Source organism: Buchnera aphidicola str. G002 (Myzus persicae) (assembly GCF_000521565.1).
Taxonomy (GTDB): Bacteria; Pseudomonadota; Gammaproteobacteria; order Enterobacterales; family Enterobacteriaceae; genus Buchnera; species Buchnera aphidicola_C.
On record NZ_CP002701.1, the window covers coordinates 422,287 to 437,214 of the forward strand.

The 14,928-nt window shown below is 25.5% G+C and carries 18 protein-coding genes; 11 read left to right on the plus strand and 7 right to left on the minus strand.

Annotated elements, in window-relative coordinates; translation table 11 throughout:
* Positions 1-20 precede the first annotated feature (20 nt).
* From secG to greA, 5 genes are all read right to left on the minus strand, one after another.
* Positions 21-350, minus strand: coding sequence for a preprotein translocase subunit SecG (gene secG / locus BUMPG002_RS01925; protein ID WP_025369010.1), 330 nt, complete (start codon positions 348-350; stop codon positions 21-23).
* Between the two features lie 248 nt (positions 351-598).
* Positions 599-1,933 (minus strand): phosphoglucosamine mutase, encoded by a 1,335-nt coding sequence (glmM, locus tag BUMPG002_RS01930; protein WP_025369011.1) that lies wholly within the window; start codon positions 1,931-1,933, stop codon positions 599-601.
* Between the two features lie 155 nt (positions 1,934-2,088).
* On the minus strand, positions 2,089-3,924 hold the full coding sequence (ftsH, locus tag BUMPG002_RS01935) for an ATP-dependent zinc metalloprotease FtsH (protein ID WP_025369012.1): 1,836 nt from the start codon (positions 3,922-3,924) through the stop codon (positions 2,089-2,091).
* A 67-nt stretch (positions 3,925-3,991) separates the two neighbouring features.
* Positions 3,992-4,612 (minus strand): 23S rRNA (uridine(2552)-2'-O)-methyltransferase RlmE, encoded by a 621-nt coding sequence (rlmE, locus tag BUMPG002_RS01940; RefSeq protein ID WP_025369013.1) that lies wholly within the window; start codon positions 4,610-4,612, stop codon positions 3,992-3,994.
* Between the two features lie 58 nt (positions 4,613-4,670).
* Positions 4,671-5,150 carry a transcription elongation factor GreA gene (gene greA, locus BUMPG002_RS01945; RefSeq protein WP_025369014.1) on the minus strand — a complete coding sequence of 160 codons (480 nt, stop codon included), beginning with the start codon at positions 5,148-5,150 and terminating at the stop codon, positions 4,671-4,673.
* 483 nt (positions 5,151-5,633) lie between these two features.
* Here greA and BUMPG002_RS01950 point away from each other — a divergent pair, with 483 nt between their 5' ends.
* The 5 genes from BUMPG002_RS01950 (at position 5,634) to cgtA (ending at position 8,987) form a co-directional block, all read left to right on the plus strand.
* Complete coding sequence (locus tag BUMPG002_RS01950) at positions 5,634-5,900, plus strand: BolA family protein (RefSeq protein ID WP_025369015.1); 267 nt, start codon at positions 5,634-5,636, stop codon at positions 5,898-5,900.
* A gap of 46 nt (positions 5,901-5,946) precedes the next feature.
* A complete protein-coding gene (murA, locus tag BUMPG002_RS01955) occupies positions 5,947-7,200 on the plus strand; it encodes a UDP-N-acetylglucosamine 1-carboxyvinyltransferase (RefSeq protein WP_025369016.1) in 1,254 nt (417 codons plus the stop codon).
* 90 nt (positions 7,201-7,290) lie between these two features.
* Complete coding sequence (rplU, locus tag BUMPG002_RS01960; RefSeq protein WP_025369017.1) at positions 7,291-7,635, plus strand: 50S ribosomal protein L21; 345 nt, start codon at positions 7,291-7,293, stop codon at positions 7,633-7,635.
* On the plus strand, positions 7,625-7,879 hold the full coding sequence (gene rpmA / locus BUMPG002_RS01965) for a 50S ribosomal protein L27 (protein ID WP_025369018.1): 255 nt from the start codon (positions 7,625-7,627) through the stop codon (positions 7,877-7,879). The genes rplU and rpmA overlap by 11 nt, the downstream gene beginning before the upstream one ends.
* A gap of 85 nt (positions 7,880-7,964) precedes the next feature.
* Positions 7,965-8,987 carry an Obg family GTPase CgtA gene (cgtA, locus tag BUMPG002_RS01970; RefSeq protein ID WP_025369019.1) on the plus strand — a complete coding sequence of 341 codons (1,023 nt, stop codon included), beginning with the start codon at positions 7,965-7,967 and terminating at the stop codon, positions 8,985-8,987.
* Between the two features lie 52 nt (positions 8,988-9,039).
* On the opposite strand, the gene rpsI is transcribed toward cgtA, so the two are convergent.
* The gene (rpsI, locus tag BUMPG002_RS01975; RefSeq protein ID WP_025369020.1) at positions 9,040-9,432 is read right to left on the minus strand and encodes a 30S ribosomal protein S9; all 393 of its coding nucleotides are present in this window, start codon (positions 9,430-9,432) and stop codon (positions 9,040-9,042) included.
* A gap of 22 nt (positions 9,433-9,454) precedes the next feature.
* Positions 9,455-9,883 carry a 50S ribosomal protein L13 gene (gene rplM / locus BUMPG002_RS01980; protein ID WP_025369021.1) on the minus strand — a complete coding sequence of 143 codons (429 nt, stop codon included), beginning with the start codon at positions 9,881-9,883 and terminating at the stop codon, positions 9,455-9,457.
* A 234-nt stretch (positions 9,884-10,117) separates the two neighbouring features.
* Here rplM and BUMPG002_RS01985 point away from each other — a divergent pair, with 234 nt between their 5' ends.
* From BUMPG002_RS01985 to rplS, 6 genes are all read left to right on the plus strand, one after another.
* Entirely contained in the window at positions 10,118-11,275 is a 1,158-nt protein-coding gene (locus BUMPG002_RS01985; RefSeq protein ID WP_025369022.1) for a chorismate mutase, read from the plus strand.
* Between the two features lie 151 nt (positions 11,276-11,426).
* Complete coding sequence (ffh, locus tag BUMPG002_RS01990; RefSeq protein ID WP_025369023.1) at positions 11,427-12,785, plus strand: signal recognition particle protein; 1,359 nt, start codon at positions 11,427-11,429, stop codon at positions 12,783-12,785.
* A 111-nt stretch (positions 12,786-12,896) separates the two neighbouring features.
* A complete protein-coding gene (gene rpsP, locus BUMPG002_RS01995; protein ID WP_025369024.1) occupies positions 12,897-13,151 on the plus strand; it encodes a 30S ribosomal protein S16 in 255 nt (84 codons plus the stop codon).
* Positions 13,145-13,672, plus strand: a complete 528-nt coding sequence (rimM, locus tag BUMPG002_RS02000; RefSeq protein WP_025369025.1) for a ribosome maturation factor RimM — start codon at positions 13,145-13,147, stop codon at positions 13,670-13,672. The genes rpsP and rimM overlap by 7 nt, the downstream gene beginning before the upstream one ends.
* Before the next feature lie 14 nt (positions 13,673-13,686).
* Positions 13,687-14,448, plus strand: a complete 762-nt coding sequence (trmD, locus tag BUMPG002_RS02005; RefSeq protein ID WP_044006139.1) for a tRNA (guanosine(37)-N1)-methyltransferase TrmD — start codon at positions 13,687-13,689, stop codon at positions 14,446-14,448.
* A 40-nt stretch (positions 14,449-14,488) separates the two neighbouring features.
* Positions 14,489-14,836, plus strand: coding sequence for a 50S ribosomal protein L19 (rplS, locus tag BUMPG002_RS02010; RefSeq protein ID WP_025369027.1), 348 nt, complete (start codon positions 14,489-14,491; stop codon positions 14,834-14,836).
* Positions 14,837-14,928: the final 92 nt, after the last annotated feature.

Below are 14,928 nucleotides of genomic sequence, written 5' to 3' on the forward strand. Positions count from 1 at the left end.
AATATAAGAATGATAAAAAATTAATGCGGTATATCAGAATGAAACAATTTTTTATCTAATATAGGTTTTTTTGCTATAATATTTTTTGTATGATCTTCCCATAAAAAATCTGGTTCCATTTTTCTATTATTAATATTACATAAAATAATACTAATCAGTAGAAACAAAAAGGAAAAAATTCCAATAATATTAGTTACAAAATTATTAGTTCCAATGCCACTGAAGAATTTAATATTATTTTTACTATTAAAATTCAACGTATTATTAAATCCTTTTCTTGGCTGTAATAAAATAAAAAAAATTAAAAAAATAGAAATGAAAATAAAAAAAAATAAAAAAAATAAATACATAAAAAATTATTTCCTTTTTTTATAAAATATGAACTATTTATAATCTATTTTTTCATAAATAATTTATATATAAATTATTTAGATATAAATTATCTATTTAATAGTAAAAGAAATAAAATTATTCAAAATAATATCATCTAATTTTATTACTATAACATCGATGTATTATGACCACTTATATTTTTTTAATAAAAATAATTTATTTTATAATAGGTTTTGAAAAGAATACTTAATATAGAAAATATAAATTAAAGTAATTCAATAGTTTTTGCAATATCATGTGCTAATTTATGAACCTTTAAAAAATTTTTACCTTCCACCATAATGCGAATACAAGATTCTGTACCTGATTTACGAAGTAAAATACGACTATTTTGACCTAAAATGGATTTAGATTTAGCAAGAATGTTTTGTATAGTTAAATCTTCTGCTAAATTTATCTCTTTTTTAGAAAAAACATTTAATAATATTTGAGGAAATAATTTTACTTCTTTAGATAATTGATACAAAGTTTTATTATTATTAATCATACTTAATAAAACTTGTAAACTTGCTATGATACCATCACCTGTAGAATGTTTATCTGATAATATAACATGACCTGATTTTTCTGCTCCGAGTATCCATTTTTTTTCTTGAATTTTTCTATATACATTACTATCTCCTATTGGTGCAGCGAAAAAAGGAATCCCAAGTTTTTTTAAACTTAAAACTACTCCCATATTAGTCATTAACGTACCTACGACACCACCATTTAACATTCTATTTTTTAAATATTCTTTCGCAATAATATAAATAATTTGATCGCCATCTATTTCATGACCTAAATGATCGATCATAATCACACGATCTCCATCTCCATCAAATGCCAAACCTATATCTGCTTTTTCTAATAAAACTTTTTTTTTTAATTTTAAAACATTCGTAGATCCTGAATTTTTATTAATATTTACTCCATTAGGATTAATTGAAAAATTAATTATTTTTGCACCTAAATTTCTAAAAATTTTAGGTGCTACACGATAAGTAGCACCATTAGCACAATCTAAAACAATAGTCAGTTTAGATAAATTTAAATTTTTAGGAAAAGTATTTATACAAAAATTAATATATTTTTTTTCAGCATCAATCATTTGATGAGAAAGGCCAAAATGAATAAAATTAGAAAAAAAAACATTTTTTTTAATATTTTTTTCAATAGAACACTCAATTTCTTTGTCTAATTTAATCCCATGTTTATAGAAAACTTTTATTCCATTATCGTCAAAAAGATTATGAGAACCTGAAATTACAATACCCGCTGATGCATTTAAAAATCTTGTAAAATATGCAATTGCTGAAGTAGGAACACAATCAGCTAATAAAGTAGATGTTCCTGTTGATAAAATCCCATACTCTAAAGCAGACTGTAACATAGTACCAGAAATACGAGTATCTCTTCCTATAATAATTTTTTTTGTTTTATTTTTACCTAAAACTGTTCCAATAGACCATCCTAATTTTAAAAAAAACTCTGGTGTTATAGGTTTTTTACCTACTTTACCACGGATGCCATCTGTTTTAAAATATTGCAAATCATGCATAATAATTTTATTCCTGTACTATTTTAAAATAATTAAATTTGTAATAAATATCATAACTTTTATCTTCCATTAAAAAATAAGATGAAGTTATAATTTTTTTATTACTTCATCTTATTTTAATACATATTAAATTAATTAATTTTACACAGAATAAATTATTTTTTTATATCTGTTTCTACCCACCCCTTCGGTTTTCGTACTTCTCGTCTTTCCATTAAGTCATCAATTTGAAAAGCATCAATAGTTTCATATTTAATTAAAGCATCTTTCATAGCATGTAATACATCAATGTTTGCATTTAAAATATTTCGAGCTCTACTATAATTAGCTTCAATTAATAATTTAACTTCTTCATCAATAATTCTAGCTGTTTCATCAGACATATGTTTTGCTTTAGCTACCGAACGACCCAAAAATACTTCTTCTTCTTCTTCAGCATATAATAAAGGTCCTAACTTATCTGAGAAACCCCATTGAGTTACCATATTTCGTGCTAAATTAGTAGCAACTTTAATATCATTACAAGCACCAGTAGAAACATTTTTAGGACCATAAATAATTTCTTCTGCTAGACGACCACCATATAAAGTCGATATTTGACTTTCTAGTTTCTGACGACTGATACTTAATGTATCAGATTCTGGTAAAAAAAATGTAACACCTAAAGCTCTTCCTCTAGGAATAATTGTAACTTTATGCGCAGGATCATGATCAGGTACTAATCTTCCAATAATCACATGACCAGCTTCATGATATGCAGTAGATTCTTTTTGAAAATCACTCATCACCATTGATTTACGCTCTGAACCCATCATCATTTTATCTTTTGCTCGTTCAAATTCTAGCATAGACACAACACGATTATTAAGTCTAGCAGCAAAAAGAGCAGCTTCATTCACTAAATTAGCTAAATCTGCACCTGAAAAACCAGGTGTACCACGCGCGATAATCATAGGATCTACATCTTTTGATAAAGGCACTTTTCTCATATGTACTTTTAAAATTTGTTCTCGTCCACGAATATCAGGAAGTGCTACAATAACTTGACGATCAAATCGACCCGGACGTAATAAAGCAGGATCTAAAACATCTGGTCTATTAGTAGCAGCTATTAAAATAATACCTTCATTTCCATCGAAACCATCCATTTCTACTAACATTTGATTAAGTGTTTGTTCTCTTTCGTCATGTCCACCACCTAGTCCAGCTCCTCTTTGACGACCTACTGCATCAATTTCATCAATAAATATTATACACGGTGCAGATTTTCTTGAATGTTCAAACATGTCTCTTACTCTAGAAGCACCTACTCCAACAAACATTTCGACAAAATCAGAACCAGAAATTGTGAAAAAAGGCACTTTAGCTTCTCCAGCTATTGCTTTTGCAAGTAATGTTTTACCAGTGCCAGGTGGACCAACCATTAATACACCTTTTGGAATTTTTCCTCCTAATTTTTGAAAACGACTAGGCTCCTTAAGATATTCAACTAATTCACTTACTTCTTCTTTTGCTTCGTCACATCCTGCAACGTCTGCAAAAGTAGTTTGAATTTGATCTTCTGATAGCATACGTGCTTTACTTTTACCAAATGACATTGCACCTTTTCCACCACCCATTTGCATTTGTCTCATAAAAAAAATCCATACCCCAATTAAGAGTAACATAGGAAACCAAGAAATAAATATAGAAATAAGAAGACTGGGTTCCTCAGGAACTGCACCGATAATTTTAACGTTTTTTGTCAAAAGATTGTCTAACAGTTTAGGATCATTTACAGGAATATAGGTGATGTATTTACTGCTATCTTTTTTAGTAACACTGATCATACGTCCGTTAATGTATGTTTCACGAATTTGATCTTGGTTAACTTCTGATAAAAAAGTGGAATAATCAACTCTATGATTGTTTACATCACTAGTGTTAAAATTTTGAAAAATAGACATTAATACCACTGTGATAACTAACCAGAAGATCAGGTTTTTAACCATGTCACTCAAGGGAACAACCTCTCATTGGATCTATAATATTTAAAAATAACACAGACTACTATAATGTTTATCTGGTTGCTAAAATGAATATTTCTCGAGATCTTGATCGAGAAGTTTTAGGTTTACAAATTTTAACTTGTGTAAATAATATTTTAATTTTTTTATAAAATTCATTAAAACCTTCTCCTTGAAATGATTTCAATAACAAAATACCATTTTTAGATAAAACATAATTTGATATTTTTAATGCTAATTTAGATAAATCAATAATTCGTGGCATATCAATAGAAAAATTTCCTGTTATATTAGGAGCCATATCTGACATAACTAAATGAAATTTAGTACTATTTAAAGAATTTAACATGAGATTTAATACATGTTGATCACGAAAATCTCCTTGAAAAAAATCAACACCTATGATTGGTTTAATAGGCAAGATGTCACAAGCTATGATACGTCCTGTTTTACCTATTTTCTGAATTGCATATTGTGACCAGCTTCCAGGAGCTGCACCTAAATCAATTACATTCATCCCAGTTTTAAATATTTTATTAGTTTGATCTAGTTCTTCTAATTTAAACCAAGCCCTTGAACGTATTTTATTTTCTCTTGCTTTCTGAACATATTGATCTTGAAAATGTTCTAATAACCAACGATTAGAACTTTTTGATTTTTTTCGAGAAATCATATTATTATAATTGTAAAATTTATTTGAAAAACACACTTTTAAGTTATAATAAAACCAACTATATATAATCGATCTTTAGAATTTTATATTCGACTTCACCACCTGGTGTAGATATAGTTACAATAGCATCATTTCTTTTTCCAATTAAACCTCTTGCTATTGGAGAATTAATAGAAATTAAATTTTTTTTAAAATCAGATTCATCATCACCAACAATTTGATAAGTAAATTTTTCTTTATTTTTCATATTTAAAATTGTAATAGTAGAACCAAAAATTACTCTTCCATTATTCGTTAATTTTGTTACATCTATAATTTGAGAATTAGATAATTTTGCTTCAATTTCTTTGATACGTCCTTCACAAAAACTTTGTTCTTCACGAGCAGAATGATATTCGGCATTTTCTTTTAAATCACCATGTTCTCTTGCCTCTGCTATTGCAGTAATAATACGAGGACGTTTTATATTTTTTAATTTCTGAAGTTCTTCACGAAGTTTTTCTGCACCTCTTACAGTCATAGGAATTAAATTAACCATATATAAACACTCCATTATTTTTTTATTTCATATTATAAAAATAATTTCATTTATAATATAAAAATATTTTTTAAAATTTAAAAAAATGTTAAAATTTTAAATTATATTTTTTAATAAAAAATATAGTTTAATTTTTCAAATATTGTATTTGTAATAAAATTTAAAATGATTAAAAATTTTAATTTGCATCTCTTATAAAATTTTATATGAAAATTAGAACAAAAAATTATCATTATATAAAATTAAATCATTTTTTTATAAAAAATGATATATACATTAAAAATAAACTAAAATAAGGTATTTAAAATATTAAAAACATATACATTTTAAAGTAAAAAATAGAATTTATCAAAATTTTAAAAATTTAGTTATATATTTTTATATCCTTAATTTAAATCAATGAATAATATTCTTTATGAAAAAATCATTAATTTTTTAAAATTTTAAAATTATTTCAATATTAAATTAAAAGTATATTAAAAAATGAATAATCAAAATATCAAATTGCTACTTATGAAAGAATTAAATTTAACACAAGCCTATATCACAGGAGATAACAATCATATTAAAATAATAGCGATAGGAAATATATTTAAAGAAATGAGTCAAGTAAAAAGACAACAAATAGTTTATAAACCTTTAATAAATATGATTACAGAAAAAAATCTTCATGCTATATCTATAATTTCTTATACAGATGAAGAATGGGATAAAAATAATACAAGTATAGATAATTCTTATCATGCATAAAATAAAAAAAATTTTCATATCAATAAAAACAGAGATTTCTTAATAAATGAATAAATTATGCATCGAAGGTAATAAAAATTTATATGGTAGTGTTGTTATTTCCGGTTCTAAAAATGCTGCATTACCAATTTTATTTATGACGATACTAACAGAAGAAAAAATTAAAATAAGTAATGTTCCAAATTTGACAGATATTAATATAGCACTGAGATTACTTGTATATTTAGGTGCAAAAATAGCATATAAAAAAACATTATCTATTGACACTAGTAGAATAAACGTATTCTCTACTCCATATGACTTAATTAAAAAAATAAGAGCATCTATTTGGATATTAGCTCCCCTTTTAGCAAGGTTTGGAAAAGCTCAAATATTTCTTCCTGGAGGATGTAAAATAGGTAGTAGACCTATAGATTTACACTTAAATGGATTGATAAAATTAGGCGCGACAATTAATTTAAAAAATGATTGCATTAACGCTTTTGTAAAGGGACGTCTAAAAGGTAAATATATTTTAATGGAAAAGATCAGCGTTGGTGCTACTATTACAATTATGAGTGCTGCAACTTTAGCTCAAGGTTTAACAATTATTGATAATGCAGCATGTGAACCAGAAATTATTGATATAGCAAAATTTTTAAATACTTTAGGTGCAAATATTATTGGAGCAGGTACTCACAAAATATTTATTACAGGTGTACTGAAACTAAACGGCGGTAATCATAAAGTAATTCCTGATAGAATTGAAACAGGTACTTTTTTAGTAGCTGCAGCAATATCAAAAGGTTATATTACTTGCCATAAAACTGAACCTAAACATTTAAAAAATGTACTTTCAAAATTAGGTAAAACTGGCGCCAAGATTAAAACAGGAAAAGACTGGATTAAATTAGATATGAGAGGGAAAAGACCAAAATCCTTAAATATTTCTACTTCACCCTATCCAGGGTTTCCAACAGATATGCAAGCTCAATTCACTTTATTAAATATAATCTCTAAAGGAATGAGCACTATAACTGAAACTATATTTGAAAATCGTTTTCTTTATACTTCAGAATTAATTCATATGGGAGCTAAAATAAAAATTCAAAATAGTAATACTATTGTTTGTCATGGAGTCCCTACATTATCTTCTGCAAATGTTTCTTGTAGCGATTTGAGAGCTGCAGCAACATTAGTATTAGCAGGATGTATCTCTATAGGTGTCACTATAGTTAATCAAGCTGATCATCTTATTAGAGGATACGATTCATTTCCGAATAAATTAAACAAATTAGGAGCTAATATTAAAATTATATAAATGCAATTAATAAAAATTATTTATCTTTTTTAAATAGAAAGTTTTTTGTTTGTTAAAAGAATAATGAATAATAGATAGCTGGAGTTATTTATGTATGCAGTCTTTATCAGTGGTGGGAAACAATATCGAGTAATTAAAAACCAAATTATTCGGTTAGAAAAATTAAAAAATCCAATTGGTACAACTATAGAATTTAAAAAAATATTGATAATGTCTAATAATAAAGATGTCCAGAGAATTGGCACTCCTTTCATAACTGGAGGCATAATAAAAGCTAACATTGAAAATCATGGTCGTTTAAAAAAAATTAAAGTTATTAAATTTAATCGTCGTAAACATTATAAAAAACAACAAGGTCATCGTCAATATTTTACTGATGTAAAAATTTTAGATATTAATAATATTTCAGAGGAAATTGAAAAAAATGGCTCATAAAAAAGCTGGAGGTTCTACTAGAAACGGACGTGATTCTAATGCTCAAAGACTAGGTGTGAAACATTTTGGTGGTGAATTTATTTCAGCAGGAAGTATAATTGTTAAACAACGTGGTACTAAATTTCATCCTGGTAAAAATGTAGGCTGCGGAAAAGACCATACAATTTTTGCAATGGTAAAGGGAAAAGTAGAATTCAAGAAAAAAGGATTAAAAAAAAGAACATATGTAAATATTATAAATTAAAACAAAAAATTAATATATATAAGACCCCTTTTTTCGGGGGGTTTGATTATTGAGAATAAAAAATATCAGAATATATGGATAAAAAATGAAATTTATTGATCAAACTATTATAGAAGTTATTGCCGGAAAAGGTGGAAATGGTTGTGTTAACTTTAGAAGAGAAAAATATATTCCTAAAGGAGGTCCTGATGGTGGAGATGGTGGAGATGGTGGAAATGTTTGGTTAGAAGCAAATAATAATTTAAATACTCTTATAGATCTTCGATTTAAAAAAAAATTCTGTGCTCAAAATGGAGAAAACGGATCAGGTAAAAAATGTTCTGGAAAAAAAGGAAGTGATATTAACATACAAGTTCCTATAGGAACAAAAGTAATAAATTACCAAACACGTGAAGTTATAGGTGATTTGATAAAAAATAAACAAAAAATATTAGTAGCTAAAGGAGGTTGGCACGGATTAGGTAATACTAGATTTAAATCCTCAACAAATAGAAGTCCTAGACAAAGTACTATGGGTACAATAGGAGAAAAACGAGATATACAATTAGAATTAATGTTAATCGCTGACGTAGGTACATTAGGCATGCCTAATGTAGGAAAATCTACTTTAGTAAAAAGTATATCTGGTGCTAAAACAAAAATCGCAGATTATCCTTTTACTACATTAAATCCAGTTTTAGGTAGTGTAAATATTAAAAATAATAAAAAATTTATAATAGCAGATATTCCAGGCATCATTAAAGGAGCTTCAAATGGTTCTGGATTAGGTATTCGTTTTTTAAAACATCTAGAAAGATGTAAAATTTTACTACATATCGTAGATTTAAAACCTCAAAATAACTTTCATCCTATGAAAAATATAAGTATAGTTTTAAATGAATTAAAAAAATATAATATTGCTTTATATAATAAACCACGATGGCTGGTTTTTAATAAAATAGATTTATTAAATTTAGAAGAAATAAAAAAAATTATTAAAGAAATAGAATCTAAACTAGAAACACAAGAAAAATATTATTTTATTTCATCGAAAAAACAAACGGGAATAAAAAAATTATGTTTTGATATAAGCCAATATTTAAATAAAGAAGAAAAAGAACTCGGTTAATTAAAAAAACCAAGTCCTTGTATAATAAAAAATAATTATGTGTTTTTTAGTATTAACGTTTAGAAAACTGTGGACGTTTTCTAGCTTTTCGTAAACCTATCTTTTTACGTTCAACTTGTCTTGAATCTCGAGTAACAAATCCAGATTTTCTTAATTCACATCGTAAAGATTGATTATATTGAATTAAAGCACGAGTAATACCCTGTCGAATAGCACCAGCTTGACCAGAAATACCTCCGCCTTTAACGGTAATATAAATATTAAATTTAGTCATCATATCAACTAATTCTAAAGGTTGACAAACGATCATACATGACGTTTCACGACCAAAATATTCATTTAAAGAACGCTTATTTACAATAATTTTACCATTACCAGATCTAAGAAAAACTCTAGCAGAAGAGCTCTTACGACGACCAGTACCATAGTTTTGAATTGGAATCATTTATTATTTTTTAACCTCTTTATCAAATATTTAACAATTGAGGACATTGTGCCATATGATCATGTTTATCATTAGAAAAAACTTTCAATTTTTTAAACATAGCACGTCCTAAAGGACCTTTAGGTAACATACCCTTGACAGCAATTTCAATGACTCTTTCAGGATGATTAGATAGCATTTCTTCAAATCTAGAAGATTTTATACCGCCTATATAACCTGTATGATGATAATAGACTTTATCTGTCTTTTTTTTCCCTGTAACTAATATTTTTGAAGCATTTAAAACAATAATATAGTCTCCAGTATCAAGATGAGGAGTATACTCGATTTTATGTTTCCCTCTAAGACGTAAAGACAACGCACTCGCTAATCTTCCTAATATTTTATTCGTTGCATCTACATAATACCAATTTCTTTTTATATCACTTAATTTAACTGAAAAAGTTTTCATATAAAACTCACTAAAATATAATCATTTATATAGAAAATAATACTATGATTAGAATTAATAAGATATAGTAAATATATTTTACTAAAATATTTTTTAAAGTAATTTTTTAAACAACTTTATAATGTAAAAAATTATACTAATTTTACTACTATTGATGTTACTAAAAAAAAATAATTTTTTAAAAATATTCCTTTTACATTAATACATTCTATATATTTTATAGGTAATCAATATATGACCGCTAAAAACTCTTTATTAGTTCTTCGTAATGAAATTAATAATATTGATGAAAAAATAGTTACATTATTAGCAAAAAGAAAAGATCTAGTTTTAAAAATTGCGATGTCTAAAATAGAAAATAATCAACCAATACGCGATATAGAACGTGAAAGAAAAATATTAAGAAAATTGATTGTTTTAGGAAAAAAAAAATATCTCACACCTGAATATATAACTCAATTATTTCAGTTGATAATTGAAGAATCAGTATTAAATCAAGAAAAATTATTAAAAAAATTTTGTAGTGATAATAAATTAACGCTTGCTAGTTTTTCTTTTTTAGGACCTAAAGGTTCTTACTCTCATATTGCAGCTTCTGAATATGCGGATCGTAATTTTAAAACATGTATTATTAAAGAATGTTCAACATTTGAAGAAGTTATTGCATCAGTCGAAAATAATGAATCAGATTATGCTATTTTACCAATAGAAAATACTTGTTCTGGATATATTAATGAAGTTTTTGATATATTAAAAAAAACTAATTTATTCATTGTTGGTGAAATTAATATTTTTATAAACCACTGTTTACTTGCAATAAAAAAAATTGCATTAGATGAAATTAAAACAGTATATAGTCATCCTCAACCGTTTCAACAATGTAGTAACTTTATTAAAAAATTTCCACAATGGAAAATTAAATATACCAAAAGCACAGCTGATGCTATGGAAAAAATATCTAAATATAACGACATACATAATGCAGCATTAGGTAGTGAAATAGGATCTAAAATTTACGGACTAAATATTTTATCTAAAAATTTAGCAAATCAAGAAAAAAATATTACAAGATTTATTTTATTGAATCGAAAACCTATTAAAATTTCTGAAAAAATACCAACTAAAACAACATTAATTTTTAGTACAGGACAAGAATCAGGTGCTCTTTCTAAAGTATTGTTAATATTACAAGAAAAAAAATTAATTATGAAAAAACTCACTTCTCAAACAATTTATAAAAATCCATGGGAAGAAATGTTTTACATTGATATTCAAGTAAATTTATCGTCTGAACTGATGCAAAAAACTCTAAAAGAAATTCAAAAAATAACTAAATTTGTAAAAATTTTAGGATGTTATCCAAGTGAAAATGTAATTCCAATAGTATCATAATATCTTTAAAAAAATAAAACGATTCTTATCGTAAATATATACCATATATAAATATCATAAATAATCATTTTTCTAAATCAAGAACATATTTTTTAAGATAATTATTATTATATTAATAATGTATTAAAAATATTAACATGAGCAATAAATAATGTTCAATAATTTAACTCAACGTCTTTCACAAAGTTTACGTAAAATTATCAATAAAGGAAGACTTACAGAAGACAATATTCAAGATACCATAAGAGAAGTACGAAAAGCATTATTAGAAGCAGACGTAACCTTATCAGTAGTACAAAAATTTATAGAAAATGTCAAAAAAAAATCAATTGGATCTCAAATTAATAAAAGTTTAACTCCTGGTCAAGAATTCATAAAAATAGTGAAAAATGAGTTAATACTTGCTATGGGTGAAAAAAATAATACTTTAAATTTATCTATTGCACCACCCGCTATCATATTAGTCATCGGATTACAAGGAGCAGGAAAAACAACTACTTTAGCAAAATTAGCTAAATGGATACGAGATAAACATAAGAAAAAAATATTAGTTGTATCTACTGATATTTATCGTGCAGCTGCTATTAAACAACTTGAAATTCTATCACAGCAAATTCAAATAGATTTTTTTTCATCAAACACAAATGAAAAACCAATAGAGATCACTGAAAAAGCGATAAAATATACAAAATTAAAATTATATGATGTTTTATTGATTGATACTGCAGGACGCTTACATATTGATGAAAAAATGATGAATGAAATTAATCAAATACAAAATTTATCAAAACCTATTGAAACATTATTAATAGTAGATTCTATGATGGGTCAAGATGCAATAAATATGTCAAAAATATTTAATAATAAACTATTTATATCTGGTATAGTATTAACAAAAACAGATAGTGATTCTAGAAGCGGAATTGCTTTATCTATGCGATATATCACAGGAAAACCAATTAAATTCATTGGAACAGGAGAAAAAATAACAGATTTGGAAGCATTTTCTCCTGAAAGAATTTCTGATAGAATCTTAGGAATGAATGATGTCATATCTCTGATTGAAGATATTGAAGAAAAAGTTGATCAATCTCAAGTTCAAAAACTCACAAAAAAGTTAAAAAAAGGTCATAATTTTAACTTAAATGATTTTTTAATACAAATTAAACAAATAAAAAAAATAGGAGGATTAAACTATTTTATTAATAAATTTTCTATGAATAATATATTATCTAATAATATATCATTGCTAAATTCAGATAAAAATACATTAAAAAAAATAGAAGCAATAATATCTTCAATGACACCTAAAGAAAGAGAAAAACCAATAATTATAAAAGGATCTAGAAAACGTAGAATTGCTTTAGGTTCTGGAACAAAAATACAAGATGTCAATAAATTATTAAAAAATTTTGATGATATACAAAGAATTATGAAAAAAATAAAAACTGGAGGAATATCAAAAGTGATGAGAGGAATAAAAAATATATTACCTAAAAATTTTTCATAAATAAAATTACATACATAAAATATTAAAAAATATTTTTATATGTAATTTTATCCAAAAATAAAATTCAGTTTCATGATATTTCTATTAAATAAATTTAAAGAAGATAAATATATGGTAAAAATTCGTTTAGCTCGATATGGAACAAAAAAACGTCCTTTTTATAAGTTAGTAGTAGCTGATAGTCGTTGTCCTAGAGATGGTCGTTTTATTGAGCGTGTAGGCCATTTTAATCCCATTTCCAAAGGAAAAACGCATGATCTCAAGGTTAACTTAGATCGTATTAAATATTGGAAAGAAAAAGGAGCTAAAATATCAAAAAGAACACAAAAAATAATAAAATTATCTGATAAAGAGGTCATATTATAATTATTAGTATAAAGAAACCAATTGCACCATTGTTAATAGGAAAAGTAGGAAAAGCTTATGGAATACTAGGCTGGATGACTATTTTTTCTTTTACAGAAGAAAAAGAAAAAATATTTAATTATCAACCATGGTTTTTTTTTAAAAAAAAATGGTTAAAAGTTCAACTTAATAAGTGGAAAAAACATAATAAGAATTTTATTATTCATATCAAAGGTATTTCTAATCGATCAGAAGCTAGAGAACTAACTAATTCAGATATTATAATTAATAAAGATGTATTGCCTGTATTAAAAAAAAATGAATATTATTGGAATGATATTATCAACTATAAAGTGTTTAATTTAAACCAAATTTATTTAGGTAGAGTTATTAATTTAATACGTACAAAACATAATGATATTTTAATAGTCGAAAATTCATTAAAAACATTAAAAAAAAATATTTTTATTCCATTCATCGATAAAAAAATCATCAAAAATATAAATACCAATTATAAATTTATAACAGTTCAATGGAACTAAATTATCTATTCTAAATGAAAAACAAATATGATAAAACTTTAATATGGTTTAAAATTATTACTATTTTTCCGGAAATGTTTCGTGCTATTACTGATTATGGCGTCATTGGAAAAGCGATCAAAAAAAACATTATTAACATTGATTTTTTAAATCCCAGAAATTTTACTAATAATAAGTATAGATCTATAGATGACCGTCCTTATGGAGGAGGACCAGGTATGTTGATGAGTGTCGAACCATTATATTTATCTATTCAACATGCTAAATCTACATTAAAAGATGCTTTTGTAATTTACTTATCTCCTCAAGGAAAACAATTAGAACAAAATTGTATACAAAAATTAATTGATAAAAAAAAAATTATACTTATATGTGGCCGATATGAAGGAATAGATCAAAGAATTATTGACAGCCAAGTTAATGAAGAATGGTCAATTGGAAATTATATACTTACTGGAGGAGAACTTGCTGCTATGATTATGATTGATTCAATTTCTAGATTAATTCCAGGTGTTATCAAAAAAAAACAATCATTAGAACAAGATTCTTTTTCTAATAATTTACTTGATTATCCAAATTATACTCGACCAAGAATAATTTATAATATGTCTGTTCCTAAAATATTGTTATCTGGAAATCATGATAAAATTCGACTTTGGCGTTTAAAACAGTCACTAGGAAACACTTGGATCAAACGACCTGATCTTTTAAAAAAAAATTTTTTAACTAAAGAAGAAACAATACTATTAAATGAATTCAAAAAAAAACATAAATAATTATTTATTTCTTCAGTTATCTGATTTTTAGGAGTAATATATGCCCAATATAATTCAAGAAATAGAAAAAAAACAACTAAAAAAAAATATACCTATTTTTAGACCCGGAGATACTGCAGAAGTTAAAGTATGGGTTGTCGAAGGTTCTAAAAAACGTCTTCAATCTTTTGAAGGAATAGTCATAGCAATAAAAAATCGTTGTTTAAATTCATCTTTTACAGTACGTAAAATATCTAATGGAGAAGGTGTAGAGCGTGTTTTTCAAACGCATTCTCGTGGTATTGAAGAAATTATCATAAAAAGAAAAGGTCTAGTTAGAAAAGCAAAATTATACTATTTAAGAACACGAACAGGTAAAGCTGCGCGTATTAAAGAAAAAATTAACTAACATTAATGAAATAACTTTCGCATGCAGTCATGACATATTTCTTGACTGCATTATTCTTTATAAGATTTTAACAAAATTATTAAAAAATTTTC